13 protein-coding genes are annotated in these 16,078 nt (G+C 42.3%); 7 read left to right on the top strand and 6 right to left on the bottom strand.

What is annotated here, in order from left to right; translation table 11 throughout:
• On the bottom strand, positions 1 to 408 hold a 408-nt coding region (locus V7K40_RS30300), incomplete at its 3' end, for a hypothetical protein (protein ID WP_334966387.1).
• A gap of 21 nt (positions 409 to 429) precedes the next feature.
• Between V7K40_RS30300 and V7K40_RS30305 the strand changes: the two genes are divergently transcribed.
• The 3 genes from V7K40_RS30305 (at position 430) to V7K40_RS30315 (ending at position 4,108) form a co-directional block, all read left to right on the top strand.
• Entirely contained in the window at positions 430 to 597 is a 168-nt protein-coding gene (locus V7K40_RS30305) for a hypothetical protein (protein WP_334966389.1), read from the top strand.
• A 328-nt stretch (positions 598 to 925) separates the two neighbouring features.
• Complete coding sequence (locus V7K40_RS30310) at positions 926 to 1,243, top strand: hypothetical protein (RefSeq protein WP_334966391.1); 318 nt, start codon at positions 926 to 928, stop codon at positions 1,241 to 1,243.
• 501 nt (positions 1,244 to 1,744) lie between these two features.
• Entirely contained in the window at positions 1,745 to 4,108 is a 2,364-nt protein-coding gene (locus tag V7K40_RS30315; RefSeq protein ID WP_334966393.1) for a filamentous hemagglutinin N-terminal domain-containing protein, read from the top strand.
• Positions 4,109 to 4,912: 804 nt separating this feature from the next.
• Here V7K40_RS30315 and V7K40_RS30320 read toward each other — a convergent pair.
• The gene (locus tag V7K40_RS30320; RefSeq protein WP_334966395.1) at positions 4,913 to 5,146 is read right to left on the bottom strand and encodes an EF-hand domain-containing protein; all 234 of its coding nucleotides are present in this window, start codon (positions 5,144 to 5,146) and stop codon (positions 4,913 to 4,915) included.
• A 133-nt stretch (positions 5,147 to 5,279) separates the two neighbouring features.
• Between V7K40_RS30320 and V7K40_RS30325 the strand changes: the two genes are divergently transcribed.
• The gene (locus V7K40_RS30325; protein WP_334966397.1) at positions 5,280 to 5,414 is read left to right on the top strand and encodes a hypothetical protein; all 135 of its coding nucleotides are present in this window, start codon (positions 5,280 to 5,282) and stop codon (positions 5,412 to 5,414) included.
• Between the two features lie 135 nt (positions 5,415 to 5,549).
• On the opposite strand, the gene V7K40_RS30330 is transcribed toward V7K40_RS30325, so the two are convergent.
• Positions 5,550 to 6,581: a hypothetical protein gene (locus V7K40_RS30330; protein ID WP_334966399.1), complete on the bottom strand. Its 1,032-nt coding sequence runs from the start codon at positions 6,579 to 6,581 to the stop codon at positions 5,550 to 5,552.
• A gap of 433 nt (positions 6,582 to 7,014) precedes the next feature.
• On the opposite strand from V7K40_RS30330, the gene moaA reads away from it, so the two are divergent.
• The gene (gene moaA, locus V7K40_RS30335) at positions 7,015 to 8,001 is read left to right on the top strand and encodes a GTP 3',8-cyclase MoaA (RefSeq protein ID WP_334966401.1); all 987 of its coding nucleotides are present in this window, start codon (positions 7,015 to 7,017) and stop codon (positions 7,999 to 8,001) included.
• A gap of 102 nt (positions 8,002 to 8,103) precedes the next feature.
• On the opposite strand, the gene rpsD is transcribed toward moaA, so the two are convergent.
• Positions 8,104 to 8,712: a 30S ribosomal protein S4 gene (gene rpsD / locus V7K40_RS30340; RefSeq protein WP_012408407.1), complete on the bottom strand. Its 609-nt coding sequence runs from the start codon at positions 8,710 to 8,712 to the stop codon at positions 8,104 to 8,106.
• A 457-nt stretch (positions 8,713 to 9,169) separates the two neighbouring features.
• Between rpsD and V7K40_RS30345 the strand changes: the two genes are divergently transcribed.
• Entirely contained in the window at positions 9,170 to 9,883 is a 714-nt protein-coding gene (locus V7K40_RS30345; RefSeq protein ID WP_334966403.1) for a hypothetical protein, read from the top strand.
• 472 nt (positions 9,884 to 10,355) lie between these two features.
• Positions 10,356 to 10,481 (top strand): hypothetical protein, encoded by a 126-nt coding sequence (locus V7K40_RS30350; RefSeq protein ID WP_334966405.1) that lies wholly within the window; start codon positions 10,356 to 10,358, stop codon positions 10,479 to 10,481.
• A 641-nt stretch (positions 10,482 to 11,122) separates the two neighbouring features.
• Here the strand turns inward: V7K40_RS30350 and hetR are convergent.
• A complete protein-coding gene (hetR, locus tag V7K40_RS30355; RefSeq protein ID WP_273765150.1) occupies positions 11,123 to 12,022 on the bottom strand; it encodes a heterocyst differentiation master regulator HetR in 900 nt (299 codons plus the stop codon).
• Between the two features lie 2,510 nt (positions 12,023 to 14,532).
• On the bottom strand, positions 14,533 to 16,078 hold a 1,546-nt coding region (locus tag V7K40_RS30360; protein WP_334966407.1), incomplete at its 5' end, for a DMT family transporter.

The following is a 16,078-nucleotide window of genomic DNA, read 5'->3' on the forward strand; positions in this document are numbered from 1 at the left end:
GCGATCGCCCCTTCTATTAAACTCAGCTATGGGTGCGTTGGCGTAGCCCGTCGTAGACATCGCTGATTCGCTATCACCTTCATGCAAGCGATCGCCCCTTCTATTAAACTCAGCTATGGGTGCGTTGGCGTAGCCCGTCGTAGACATCGCTGATTCGCTATCACCTTCATGCAAGCGATCGCACCTTCTATTAAACTCAGCTTTGAGTGCGTTGGCGTAGCCCGTCGTAGACATCGCTGATTCGCTATCACCTTCATGCAAGCGATCGCACCTTCTACTAAACTCAGCTTTGAGTGCGTTGGCGTAGCCCGTCGTAGACATCGCTGATTCGCTATAACCTTCATGCAAGCGATCGCACCTTCTACTAAACTCAGCTTTGAGTGCGTTGGCGTAGCCCGTTGTAGACATCGCTAATTCGCTATCACCTTCATGCAAGCGATCGCACCTTCTACTAAATTCAGCTTTGAGTACATCTACATCGCTAATTCGCTATCATCTTCATCCAAGCGATCGCACCTTCTACTAAATTCAGCTTTGAGTACATCTACATCGCTAATTCGCTATCATCTTCATCCAAGCGATCGCACCTTCTTCTAAACTCAAGCAGAGTGTGAGAGTTGAGGAGGTATCAATTACTCAATCCTCTTGAGTGATAAACGCTCAGTAGCCAGATTCATCAATGCTTTAAGGAAATCCAGCAGAATTATATGAAGTTTTGTAACACAACACGTAATTATTACTAGTCAGGCTGAAGTCATAATTATGGGAGTTCGCAAGAGCCTTAGAAACCTAATGCTTTCGTGCCACTCTAAACTGTGTATCCTTGATTCCTTCGTTGCCAAACTGTACTAATTGAAGTCACGTTAATTTAGTACATCACAAGATAAGTTCACATATTTACCAATTTGCAAGGAAAGTAAAATTCATGGAATCTCAAACTTCACACAAAGTAATCATTGATTCTGAATCACTGCAAAACTTACAAGAAGAAATTCAGCAAGAATTCCTTAAAAACTTAAAGAAAGCGAATTTTGGCAGAATATTAGAAAAGTACGGTATCTCAGAAAAAATACTAAAATTTCAGTGTATTATTGATCAGAGTCAAATTCAAGATAATAGTGAGAGTTTTGAGAACCCTAAAATTCAAAACTATACAGAAAAAAGTCTGTTCCAGAAGCCTAATAAGATAGTGACAGTGACATTTGATTGGTGTCCGCCTGAAGGTTTATGTAGTTCACCCTAATAGTATTATCGTAAGGACTTAGGTCATATCAAAATTGCTCAAACTATTGTCCTATAAGCGTTTGTACAAAAAAGATAGAAAATCCTATTCTCAATAAAGTTTTGAAAATTGTTTTAACGTCGTAGCTTATTGCAAATAAGCTTTTGACTAAACTAGAAAGCAAATTTTGAACCCCTCTCTGTGACTAGGTTTGAAACACCTGAATTCTTACGTATTATCAACTTAACTGTTGTCTGATAAAGTTATGAAAACCCCAAATAATCCGATAACACTAAAACTTAAATTATTTTGTAATTAATTGCAGAATATTTTAATTTCATTCTCTATGAGCTATCTTGTCAGCAGTAAAATTGATCGCAAGAGTTTCAGTTAGCTATTGCTTTTTTAGAACGCTTGAATATGCGCTGTTTCTAGAGATACAAAAATCTTGTATCTCTATGAAAATTTTGTTTACAAATATGTTCTGCATCTGATAGTTTTTTCAAGAGATCAACATTTGATATGAGTAATATTTGGGGCTGGTGTCAAGGGCTAGGAGTTGTAATAGTTAGTACAATGGCTTTTTATGCCAACTCTGCTATTGCCCAAATTACCCAGGATGGGACTCTACCTGAAAATTCTCGTGTAATACCACAAGGCAATGTCACAATTATTAAAGGTGGAACCTTATCTCAAGATGGACACAATCTGTTCCACAGTTTTAAAGAGTTTTCTCTAATTAAGGATAGTACGGCTGATTTTCAATATTTTGGCAATGTTCAAAACATTATTAGTCGGGTAACCGGGAAGTCTATGTCTAATATTGATGGCATCCTTAAAGTTAACGGCATAGCTAACCTGTTTTTAATTAATCCCAACGGAATTATTTTTGGCCCCAATGCTTCTTTACAAATTCGCGGTTCATTTGTGGCGAGTACGGCGAGTAGTCTGAACTTTGCCGATGGGACAAAGTTTAGTGCTACAGATACTACCCAAACCTTACCACTGTTGACAGTAAGTGTTCCCACTGGTTTACAATTTGGAGCAACTGCGGCTCCTATCAGCAATCAATCCCAAGCCATAAATCCAGATGGCAAAACAACTAATATCTTTGAGCGACCTGTTGGTCTACAAGTCGAGTCAGGCAAAACCTTAGCATTGATAGGCGGTGAAATAACGCTGGATGGAGGAAATTTAACAGCGCCGTCGGGACGAATTGAGCTAGGAAGTGTCGCTAGCAATAGTCTGGTCAGTCTGATACCAATAAGCCAAGGCTGGAGTTTGGGATATGAAGATCTCCAGAATTTCCAAAATATCCGACTTATTCCGCGAACTGACGGTTCTGGAATTCCATCTCAGGTAGATGCTAGCGGCAAGAGTGGGGGTAGTATCCAGGTACGAGCAAAGTCTGTCGAACTAACAGGTTATCGTATACGCTTGGTAAGTCAGACTACAGGTGACGGAGGTGGTAAAGATATAACCATTAATAGTGATAAATTAATTGTTCAGGATGGCGCACAATTAGGCACTTCTACAAAAGGCGAGGGCACCGGAGGAAATTTGATTGTGAAGGCCTCCGAGTCTGTTGAACTGATTGGTGGCTATCCCATAGCAAATAGTTTTGTACCCAGTTCTTTGTTTAGTGAAACTTTTGCTACCGCAGATGCGGGTGACATAACGATTAACACTAATAAGTTGAGTATTCAAGCTGGGGCACAGGTATCAGTAGCATCTACTGGAGTACGTTTCCCTCCCCAAATATATAACCAACTTCAACCAGCAACAGGAAACGCAGGTGATTTAACTATCACAGCCTCTGAAGTCGAGCTAGTTGGAATGTCACCAACAAAACTTCCCAGCCTTTTATTGGCTAGAACTCAAGGTTCTGGAAATGCAGGGAAAGTGACAATCGATACAGGAAAATTGATTATTCGAGATGGAGCTACAATCAATCTGAGCAGTGAAATTCCAAAAAATGTAATGTCCCTGGGGGATGCAAGCAAGTTAGGTTCAGCAGGCGAACTCAATATAACTGCTCGCTCGATATTTTTGGACAACGAAGGAAAACTCACATCTAACAGTGAATCAGGTAAAGGCGGGAATATTAGGCTACAGGTGCGGGACTTATTACGAATGCGCCGCAATAGCCAAATATCCACTAATGCAGGAGCTAATGGAGATGGCGGTAAAATCACCATCGATGCACCAAATGGCTTCCTTGTCGCCGCTCCCTTAGATAATAACGATATCACCGCCAACGCCAACTTCGGCTCAGGTGGTAAAATCACTATCACTGCTAACATCTATGGTTTTGTAACCCGCACCCGTGCAGACCTAGAGAGTTTGTTGAACCCTAAAGAGCCACTAGACCCAAATAGGCTGCTAACAAATGACATCACAGCATTTTCTCAGCAAAACCCTTCATTAAGTGGCACAGTCCAAATCAACTCACCAGATGCTGACCCCAGTAGGGGATTAGTGGAACTACCCGTAAATTTGGTTAATGCTTTAAAGCAAATTGTTGCTGATTGTTATTCTGGTAGAAAAATAGCCAGGAGTTCATTTATTAGGACTGGGCGTGGAGGACTAATAGCCAATCCCACGCAGCCATTGATAGCTGATGATGCGGTGCTGGCAGATTGGATTACACTCTCTCCAGAGAGTCAGAATCATGCTGACGGTATTCCGAAAAGAGCGGTTGTTCAGGCACAGCGAAACATAGAAAAAAAATCACAGAAAGTTAATTCTGTCAATGAACCTACTCAAATTGTGGAAGCTCAAGGGTGGGTTATAAATGCCAATGGGAACGTGGTTCTGGTTGCTCAAGTACCGACGGCGACGCCCCATAACTCTTGGCTCAACACTGCATCTTGCGCTGCTAAGTAGACATGAGTTCGATAAACCTCTCCCTACCTTAAACTAAAGTTCAAGCCTATCCCTCTTTGAATTGGAGAGACAGGTTTTGGTAGTAAAACCTCTTAGAGGTCTTTGTCCGAAGTTGTTCTAGGATGAACGCAATCAGCAATTGCGTAGGTGTAGCTAGTTGTAGGCATCGCCGAAATAACAAATGTGTACGCCGAAATAACAAATGCGTACGCCAAAATAGCAAATGCGTACGCCGAAATAGCAAATGCGTACGCCGAAATAGCAAATGCGTACGCTAAAATAGCAAATGCGATCACCGAAATAACAAATGCGATCACTGAAATAACAAATGCGTACGCCGAAATAACAAATGCGTACGCCGAAATAACAAATGCGTACGCCGAAATAACAAATGCGATCACCGAAATAACAAATGCGATCGCCAAAATCGCAAATGTACATAACTTATGCATTGACAGATGAGACAATCAATGCGATATAGAAAATCAGAAAAGAATCAGCGATGCCTACGGTGGTCACTTAGCTAGGAAACCACAGAAGTCTTTTAATGAGGTCGATGTGAGCAAATTATGGAAGAGTGCTGATAAGTTCCCCTCTATCGTTTCCCAGTGGTTGCGAGTGCGAGTGACGGGAGGCAGCGAAACAAGTAAGAGAAAATGTAATGATTCCAATCATCAATTTAAAGATTAAATATCCTACCTTTCCACTTTTTGACATTTCTTACCAATGGCAATGAGAAAAATAACCCTCACACCTTACAGGGTATGAGGACAATAGGGTATTGATACCCTTGTTTTTTGACTGCTAGTTTAAACTATTTGCTTGCTCAACTGCTTCCTTTAACTCTTCATAAGTAATACTACCGTCTTTGTCTGAATCATAATTTACTAGTAATTCCTGGGGACTAGTGGTATTTGTTTCTGATGAGATGATTGCACTTAAACCAGGACTTAAAAAAAGATCATTAATGGAGATTTTGCCGTCATGATCGCTATCTAAAGTATTAAAAAGAGCTTGAAGCTCTTGCTCGGTTGTCATAAGTTTCTATCTGAATTAATTTTTCAATTTAATATCTCAAAATTTTGACAAAGACGCAAGGACAGTTAACAGAACTTACGCATTGACAAATTAGACAATAAATCTAGTGCTGGAAGTAGGAAAAGAATAAGCGATGCCTACGGCGGGCTACGCCTACGCTAGTCAGCAGGAACTTGAAAGACGACTGGCATCGGGCGATCCACTCTTGTTGCATGTGGCGTCAGAGGCTTTGAATTTTTCCCCCTTCCCGCTTCGGGAAGGGGGTTAGGGGGTTAGGTCTGTTTGTATACCTGTACCTCATCGGATTGAAAATGGCTATATCTAGAGGCTTTGCGGAATTGGACTAGAGAAAGAGCCTTCAGATGGGCATTTCCATGCGGAGCATGGGAACGAGATCATACTCCTAACTCGTCTCCTGAATTTGCAAACGAATAGTGTGTTCAGTCGCACCACTAAGTTGCAATTCCATGATTTCACCACCCAGAGGTTCTAAGCAATTAAGGAGCGATCGCAAGTTGGGTGTACTTGCGCCAGTATCTACATATAATCGATCTGCTAAATTACTGATCCGTTTCCAAGTCATGTAGAGTTTAGCGATCGTTTGTTCAATTTGGGATGCTTGATTTACCAAATCAGCAGCAATGCTCAAACAGCCGACTCTTTGCGCTTCTTCTAAGGCTGTTTCAATGTCAACATCTTCCTGCGTCAACGCCTGCACTTGAGCCGCCCCTTTGAGATATTTCGCCAAGTTACGCGCTTCGGTAGTTACCTGTTTTAGGGTATCTACATCTGGGTTAGCAGTAATTTCCTTTTGAATAAATTTTTGGTGCGATTCTGGCAGTTTTTCCATTTCCTTCACCAGTGGGGCAATGTAGCGTGGGGGAAGGGTGTTATCTGCTGCTTTTTCCTTAACTGCTTCTGGTAGCAAATCTGAGGACATGGCTGTCCATTCATCGCTGAGTTGACGTACTTCCCGCCTGGTGATGCGATCGCCTTTTTGTGCAGCTTCACTCACCATCTGTTGCACTTGGGGCGATGCTTTGGAGGTTTCAACAAAAGCCCGTTTACTGAAGTTGTTCACAGATCCTGGGTCAAGTTTACCGTCTTCGATCAGAGTATCGGCACTATTCGCCAATTGAATCCAGGCATAAGCTTGACTTTTGCTGATTTCCCGCTCTTTTAGCCATCGCAGAAAGCCAGTACCGCGTCCGTCACCACCGACTTTCTCTCTGTCGCGGATAGCCCGTAAAATTCGCCCCCGCCAGATTTCAGTTTGCAAATCAAAGCGATCGCATACCTGCCAAGCTATTTCTAGCTGCTCTTGAAAATCTGACTCTAGAATCTGTTCATCTTCTGGATCGGGCAGTTCAAAGGTAATATCTGCTGGCTGCTGTAAAGCAGCAGCAAGGTCGTTGATGGAGTCGGTGTCTTGCACGATTGATGACTAACTAGTGGATGCGATCGGCTTATTATGCCACAATCTGTGAACTCTCACTTAAGGGGGAGTACGGTATTTTGAATTACAACAAATATAGTAGGAAGAGGTCAACCACCTCTGGAACTCAATTTTGGATTTTGGGTCGCACCTTTGGTGGCTTCCAGCGCAACTTGGATTTTGGATTGAGCCACGTCGCATGAATTCAGGGGCTATCGAGCAAGAATTTCAGATTTGTTCTCATGTTTAAATTCGCTTGCTTTCAGACCTTTTTAAATTTTGGACTTTCCTGGGGAACGCTACGCGTAGCAAGATCCCCGTAGCGGTATGGCGTTAGCGCTTAGTCGAATGCTTTTGAATTATTCAATTCCATTATCTAAAATCTAAAATTCGGTGAAGTCTTTAATTAATCAGAGACAATAAAAATAAAACGATGAACCAGGTAGACTACCTCCGCATTAGCTTAATCGATCGCTGCAATTTTCGTTGTCAATACTGTATGCCAGAGGGAGTAGAACTGGACTATATTCTCAAGCAACAACTGTTGACTGATGAGGAACTGCTCACCTTAATTCAAGAGGTATTTATTCCAGTCGGCTTTAATCAGTTTCGTTTGACTGGGGGTGAACCCTTATTGCGTCCCCGTGTGGTGGATTTGGTTAGTGCGATCGCTTCTCTTCCCCAAACCCAAGACCTCTCAATGACCACCAACGGGTTTTTGCTGGCTCCGATGGCACAAAACCTTTACAATGCAGGTCTACGACGAATTAATATTAGTCTTGACTCTCTTGATCCCGACATTTTTGACCAAATTATCGGTAATCAGGGTCGTTCTCGTTGGCAACAAGTTTGGCACGGGATTCAAGCTGCTCATAACGTCGGATTCGACCCACTGAAGCTGAATGTAGTGGTAATTCCTGGCGTCAACGATCACGAGGTTCTAGATTTAGCCGCCCTAACAATTGACAAACAGTGGCACGTCCGATTTATTGAATTTATGCCTATTGGTAATGTGCATTTGTTTGGCGATCGCGGTTGGGTATCTTCAGCCGATTTACGACAACAAATTTGCGATCATTGGGGCTTGACAGAATCTCAAGTTCGTGGTGCTGGCCCTGCTGATATCTTTAAAATTCCCGGTGCGAAGGGGACACTGGGATTTATTAGTCAAATGTCAGAATGTTTTTGCGATCGTTGTAATCGGATGCGCCTGAGTGCCGATGGCTGGCTGCGTCCCTGTTTATTGAATGAAACTGGTCAAATAGATTTAAAAACCGCTCTGCGTTCTGGTATCAGCACCGCTCAATTACAAGAGCAGGTGAGGCATTTACTCGGAATCAAGCCAGAAATTAATTTTAAAGAGCGCGATTCTGGCATTGTAGGTACATATACTCGAACTATGTCGCAAATTGGCGGATGAAAATAGTTAAGAGTTAGAAGTGAGGAGTTAGGAATTATCGTCTTTCAACTCATAATTCATAACTCCTGTACAGACGCGATTAATCGCGTCTTTCCTAACTGCTTACGCTTGTCGTGAGTAGTATTCCACCACAAGTAGTTCATTAACTTGTAGTGCCACCCATTCCCTTTCAATAACACTGTTGACTTTACCAACCAACTTATTTTTGTCAAACTCCAAATGACTGGGGAGGTTGGCCAAACCTGGATATTGCAAGTTAGCTTCCACCAACTTCCGTGATTGTGCCCGATCCCTGACTGCAATTACTTCGCCAGGACGGCATTGGTAGCTGGCAATATTAACCACACGACCGTTAACAGTTACGTGACCGTGATTCACCAGTTGACGAGCTGCGGGGATAGTCGGGGCTATACCCAAACGGAAAACGGTATTATCCAAGCGCATTTCTAGCAATTGCAGCAGCACTTGTCCAGTAGAACCAGTAACACGTCTGGCTTTCCGCACATAGCGCAGCAATTGCTTTTCAGTCAAACCGTAGTTGAAGCGGAGCTTTTGCTTTTCCTCTAGACGGATAGCATACTCAGAGCGCTTCTTGCGGTTCTGACCATGCTGACCTGGTGGGTAAGCGCGTCTGGCGCTTTTACGAGTCAATCCTGGTAAATCGCCCAAGCGGCGTACAATTCTGAGGCGTGGCCCTCTATATCGGGACATGAGTTTCCTTAATCTAATCCTGTTTAAACTTTACCCAGACGTTCCATTCTGACATTCCCCTGATTTATCATCAAGGGATTCTTGGTTTTTTGAAGCTGCTTGCCTTGGTATGACGTATCCTACCAAAGTAGAGGCATCAACTTTATACGCCAGTTGCTTTAAGTCGGTAGAGCCGACATACTGGCTTCCAAGCCTAAATTCCGACCTGCCCCGCCGGACTCCTGCCAATAAGTTTTTTGTGTTTATTTAGTTTCCTAGGCTACTCAATCATCAGATTGGTTTACGCAGTATTCTTACTCGGAAATACTTTTTACGTTGCCTACTTATCTTTCAAACAGTAATATTAACACAATTTTCCGCATAATTAATTATGTCTATACCTTGCTGCCGCTGAAATTCTTTGATTACAGAGGATTTTTAAAATATTTGAGTTAGCATAACCTTGGGTGTTTGGAGAATGGCAATGTCACAGAGCAAAAAAGTGGTTAATAGAGGTAAGAACAAACAAGCCAGTTCCACCTCCAGGATTTTAACAGTATCAGTTTTGGCTATAGCTGGATGGTTAACCAGCTTATCTCAGATGGCTGTTGCTGCCTCCTACAGGAATGATTATAGTGTCTGTGCGGGTCGCCTCCTAAAAGTGGGCGTCACGGCAGAAATTGCATCACAAGGTTGTGCAGCGGCACTTCGTCCAAGGGATTTGGCTTCTTGCGTGGTTAAAATTAATAAGGAAACCCAAATTGCCGCGACAGATGCGCTTTCTTATTGTGGGAAGGCCCGGCGTCCTGAGGAGTTAGCCACCTGTGTAGTTGGCGCCAGCTCAAGTACTAAGGAAGCAGCTAATCCGGCAGTTTTAGATTACTGTGGACGTAGTTTGTTGCCTGTGCGCTTTGGCCAGTGTGTGGTTGGCTTGCGTAGTCAAACCGACCTTCCCCCTGCTCAGGTGTTAGATACTTGTATCAGTGCTAGTGATAGTGTTGTTGGTGCTTCATCTTCGTCTACACCGCAAACTATAATACCTACGGGTTCAAGCCCAAGTCTCGAAACTACCCCAGTTCCAACACAACCGATTGTTCCGACACAACCGATTGTTCCGACACAACCGATTGTTCCAACACAACCGATTGTTCCAACACAACCGATTGTTCCAACACAACCTGGCACTAATTAAATTACAGTGTTTTGTAATTGTTAGGACTTACGCATCAAGTACGAAATGTAGGAGCAAATCATGAATTGTCCCTACGGTAAATCAAGCCTTTCACTGCATTTTTGCGTAAATCCTGATTGTAATTGACTTAAAATACAGGTTAATTAGTAGGGTGGGCATTACAATGCCTACCCTACTATGACTTGAACAAAAATATTTTATTTTTTATATAAAACCCAACACGCTTGGGTTAAGAAGAATAGTAGGTTGGGTTGAGCATAAGCGTTACCCAACAAAGCTTTGATAATGTTGGGTTTCGTTCCTCAAACGCTAGTTGCTACAACGGGGGAACCCCCCTTCGGGTGACGCTCGTTGCGCGGCATCGTCTCCCCTTCTCCCATTCGTGAGAGGCTAGCGCCTGCCGTAGGATGCCCAAAGGGCTGTAGGGAGAAGACTCGCTCTAAGCGTTCGCGTAGCGTCTCTAAGAGTTGCCATGCCGCAGGCTTTACGCTGCGCTAACACCAGTCGCCTACGGCGGGAAACCCACCTGCAGCGCTGGATTCACCGCAGCGCACTAGCTCCCCAACCTACGCCAGTTTTAGTTTTTAGCCTTAACTGAACTGTATTGATATAAAACCCGCCATAATTGCTTTTCGCTTGTAAATTATGCAAACTAAATACTTACAATACAAAAGTCACAAGCAGTTTTGTGACTTTTGTACTACTAGAACACCAATTCAGTAATCCTTCCTGGAAGAACCTCTCCCCCGACCTCTCGATCTTGACGTAAGCCTGCCGTTAGGCATAGTACAGAGGGGAATTTGGCTTGCTCAAGGCATCTGGGGGTTTAGGTTTTTGATTAGTGAATCGATGCTCTAGTACAGTATTACAGTGTAAATAGACCAACCATGCCCCTACTTTTAAGCTTTATCATTACTAACATTTTTTAAATCTTCTGCTTCGTTGCCATTCCGCCTCGGAATAAATTCTAAGGCTAATAAGCTTGCACTCCTCTCAAGAGGACTAAATACAAAATTTTCAACCATCTACATGGCTATCCAATGTAAAAGGGAAAATTTCAGTTCACTTGAGTAGACTTTAGCTATCAGCCAAAAACTTAAGTTCTTGGCGGGATTCGATTAGTGCAACAGTTTGACTGTTACAAAAATGTGGGTAATCACAAGACTTTTAAGCAAGGAACAAAACCAGTGAAAAGCTTACTTTCTAAGCTTTTCAAATTTTGAATTTTGTGTAGCGCTATTAGTCTTCTCTTTCGCCAAAAGCCGTCTGTAAAATCACTGGAATACCTCCGTCTTGGTGATATTTATCTCCCCAGGCACGAATAACTTCATCCAATTCTTCCATAGCTTGCTGCATTTTTTCAGGGAGGATATCAAGTTCTTCCAGCAAGCGCATGGCATTTCGTCGCCGTTCTGCCCAATCTTTCATCATTCGGAAATACCGAGCGGTATCTTCCACCATAATGTAAGTGCGTTCTTGATCGTCTGCTGGGGCATAAAAAGGACGGGTAAGAGCGTAGAAGGGCATTCCCCAAGGAGAATCAATGCGTGTTACCGTTCCTGAGTAGAGCAGACGGCGCTTGATATGCTCACCCAAGGCTTCACTCAAAGGCATTTGGTGTTCGGGGGGCAAGTCTTCTTGCGATCGCTTGTGCAAAAACTCAATCAAATCCAGAAACTCAAAGGAGCTAACTAACTGGGCATCAGGTAGATTACTTGGCAGTTTCTGCTCAATTTGTCTTTTTTCTTCACTTGTCAGACTGCTACCAGGAACGCGCGATCGCCCCGGTTGCCAAGGATATTTTTCTAGCCAGACATAAGGCAATTGAATCAAATAGCGAGGTTCCTGAGAACCCAACATTTTTAACAGTTTGCCTTCTGTTAGTGCCTGTCTGACTTCTTCTACAATAATTTTTACCCGTTTTGGCTCCAGGTGGTGCAAATGCCCTGTCATCCGCAGGTTTTGTCCCTGCTCTAGATAGGTCATGTAAATTGCACACTTTGCTGCCGTTGCGGCTGCGTCTAAAAATGCCCCATGCCTGTGACCACTCGTCCGCATGGCACTAAAAGCCAGATAAAGCATGATCTGATCCATCGCACTGGGGTCAAGACGTTTGATCAGATCTATGTCGTTACTCATATTACAGACAATTGAATAGCACGTTTACACAGTTTTTAATCGAATGAAAATAGGTAGTATACACTTGGCTGAAGGCAATGTCTTTACTTCAAACTATATTAGTATGCGATAACTATTAAATCGGTGGTAGCGCAAACTACCATTTTCGCATATTTTATGGTACAAAGGCAGATGAGAGTGGTTGTTACTATAACTGTCCCTGCATCTGACCGGAAATTATAGACATCACAAAGTTCAGCTTGACGGCGATTTACTTCCCAAAAGTCAACTGTGTTGTAAGTAATCTACAAAGCCTTTAAGTTTTCTAGGGTTTTTCTCATCTTTCAAGAGCAACAATGTCAAGCCGCTTACACCTAATTATGGTACTATGCCGACTCGGAGTAAGAATTAGTTTGTGCGGTTCATTTGGGATATCTGTTACTCGAAAAAAAAGGTTTTTATTCAGCTTTGGCGAATTATTTATAGTACACAGGTGGCTAGAAATAATTGGGAGTGGTCTAAAAAGAAATCGCTTATCAGGTGTAGCCACATTCAGAGGTTGAGCCACACAGATCGTTCTCAACTATCATCCCTTTTACAACCTCAAGTCATATCTCGGCAGTATAGGCCATAGGCTTGAGGGAAGATAGTAGACCTCAAGTAGAGCAAATAATTCCAATTTCAAAATACCTGTTGTTTTTTAAAATCTCGTTCTTGATCATATCATTGTTTTTCTCTTTTGCATAAGTTTATGTTTTTTTGATTTGAGAAATGAACCGTATTTAAGTAAGTTACATTCGCTTAAATCAAAGTTTGATGATATTTATAAATATCCTACTAAGTCGCAGTTTTCTTTATCCTTTTCTGTTAATGGGCTGACACAGAAAGCCGCGATTTAGTCCGAATTAATCGCATAGCCATCAGGCTTTCTTGATAATGCTAATCGGCTAAAAATTTACTTATTAGCCAGATATATAATAAAACAGATTGGATTTCACTTGATGATTATTTAGATAATTTTTATCAAGTGATTTATATTTTTTTCGTGAAAGAATATTATCATTTGATCATTTAACTAATTCCTTGCTACTTTCAAGTATATTTTTACCCCGCTGTTTATATCTTTGAAGGACTTGAATGGCGTGGACAGTTTGTTGCCATAAAAGCAGGAGAATCCGCAGCAAGCTACGATATAAGCATTCATTTTCTGGGCATCTGGGCAATTGCAGACCAAATTGACTCCTATAAAACGCCAGAAATAACTAGAGAGGCACAAATAAACGTAACTATGTGAATAAAAATGAATGGGGCTAAAACCCTCTTCCTTTCTCGCTTCTGCTTCCTGCCTTTGCCTCATCTCAACTAAAAATATTTACGCCGACCTACTTAAAGATACCATCTCACCAAGCTCAAGAGCATAGAAATGAGGCATTTTAAATTTTGCGTTGATCGCAGAGGTTAGCGTAGAATAATTTTATTAGCCTTTTCACGGGCGATCGCTCCATATATTCATGTAGCGACAATAATCCCTCACGCTTAAAAAACGGGTTAGTCTAGTTCGCGGTGCTGCTTTTTCATCTCCAAGTTCAAAAACGTATTGCAATCGCTTAAACTCCTTGTAAATCTTTCCTCTGAGCAAATACTCACGCTCATTTGCTTAAGTTAGTATTACTCGTACTGCTTATATATACGTGTTTTCCCTACCTGTATCAGGCTAAATTCATAAAAATATATTACAACTCAAGTTATTCTAATTACTGCTTATATATAAGTGTTTTCCTCATCTATATCAGGCTAAGTTCATAAAATATATTATTAATAATCAATATTAATTGCTTATAACGCTTCTCGTACCCTGCCAGAAGCCGCTACGCATCGATAAATCAGGTACAAGGTAGGGGCGCAAAATCCCAACCCGCCAATTTGTTAAGTTGACACCAATGCACATCTGTGCAGCCCTACGAATTGCTCTACTTTACACAATTGAAAACTGCTATACAGTAAAGACGTTGCATTGCAACATCTCTACACGCATCAAATCTTCACTCAATCTGATTACTGCTCCGATTTATTTATAGATAGGACTTACAACAGAATAGATCCCCCAATCCCCTTAAAAAGTTGGCTCTTTAAAATCCCCCCCTTTTAAGGCTACGGTCTACACACAAGTCCTAAAATCCTTGCCTGGTAAAATGCAAGCCGTATATTGGCAAGGTTTTGAGTTGATCAAACTGATTATCAATAGTCTTGGCTTATTGATAGAGTTTTAACAGAAAATCAAGGATTTTAAAAATAATTTTCCGTTCTTTTCCGTCCATTTGATTGCCAACTCGACTTGTGTGTACACGGTAGCTTTTTAAGGGGGGATCAGGGTTTCAGGTTTTCAATGCGTAAGTCCTAATAGATATAGAAATTTAGGATCTAAAATATATAGAAGACCTGCGATCGCATTAGTTTAGAGAAGTTAGTCGAGTTGAAACCCCCCGGATTTATCCGTGGGGTAGTTCAGCTAAACTGATTGAACTCGCCATTTAATTCGTGGGACTAGAGGGTTTAACCTGATTTCGCATTGTTTCAAAGCTGAAAGCAGCCGCGCCAAAGGTTACTAACAACACTCCCAGAATTTGCACAAAATCCAAATTTTCTTGAATGATTAACCCAGCGAAAATCACGGTTAAAACTGGGATGGTACCACCGATCAGCGCCGCTCGTGAGCCACCTAGTTTACTAATACCAACATTATTGAGCAAATAGCCTGCAAGAGTCAGCACACCCAAAATAAATGCGCTTAAAACCAGTTCCAGCATCTTAGAGGGGTCAACTACCAAGTTCCAAAAAGGTAGCATCAAGCAGATAAAGCTCAACAATAACATGGTGGCGAAGTTAATTAAAGTAAAAGTCACGGGATGCAGTTTGCTAGCACAAACCCGCGTCAGAATTATATAGGCAGCAAAAGCGACACCCGAAAGAATAGCGGTGCTGCTTCCCATTGAAGTATTACTCGTACCGATGGTGGCAGAACCCCCTAAAACCAACAATTCACCGCAGCAAATCGCGGCGATCGCACCGATGCGGAATATGGTAGGGCGATCACGAAACAGAAACCACGACAATAAACCACTAACCATCGGATAGACAAAGAACAGTGCGATCGCCATTCCAGTTGTGACTTGAGCGATCGCAATGTATATGAGCACCTGAGACAAAAACAAAAAGCACCCACTCACAATCGAGAACAGCAAAATCTGCTTGGTAGCTGCATTGGCAGATGTGGGATTTCCTCGGACTGAATTAGCCAAGCTTTCCAGGTCTTGCCACAGTCTTGGATGCAATATAGGAGACAACAGTACCATCAGTGGTACTACTACCATGAACCGTAGTGTTAAAATTAACAGAATATTGCCTAAAGTCGGTGGTAGCAACCGCTCTACCTCTAATACTCCAAAAATCTGGGAACCTTCGTGGAAAATTACCTTGATGGCTATGTTGTAAAGCGACGATACCACTGCCGATAAGACAATCAGCAAGAAACCGATTTTTTGGATGGGCGATAAGCCTGAGGAATTAGGCGATCGCAGTTGTGGAGGTTTTGATCCCGGCGACTCTAGCGCGGTAGAAGGTGAAGATTTAGCTTTGCTCTGTGATCCGTTCCTGCGGAGGACAGAAATTGGATCAGCAGCGTTTCTCTTTTGTGAAGGTTGTATTGCTCTCGGGTGTAGCACAGATGCGATCAAAGCCTCTGATGTAGTTTCGCTTTCCGGTAAGTCCTTATTCAGGATAGAAATTGGTTCGGTGGCATTTTCCTTTGGTGGCGGAACGACAGCAGCAGGAGGCTCTGATTTAGTTTCCTTTTGAAACAAGTCCTTGCTGGGAACAGAAATCGGGTTCGCAGTGTTTTCTCTAACAATCGTCGACTCTGATTTAGTTTCCTTTTGAAACAAGTCCTTGCTGGGGACAGAAATCGGGTTCGCGGCGTTTTCTCTAACAATCGTCGGCTCTGATTTAGTTTCCTTTTGAAACAAGTCCTTGCTGGGGACAGAAATTGGGTTCGCGGCGTTTTCTCTAACAATCGTCGGC

Origin of the sequence: Nostoc sp. (assembly GCF_036917195.1) — a bacterium.
Classification (GTDB): Bacteria; Cyanobacteriota; Cyanobacteriia; order Cyanobacteriales; family Nostocaceae; genus Nostoc.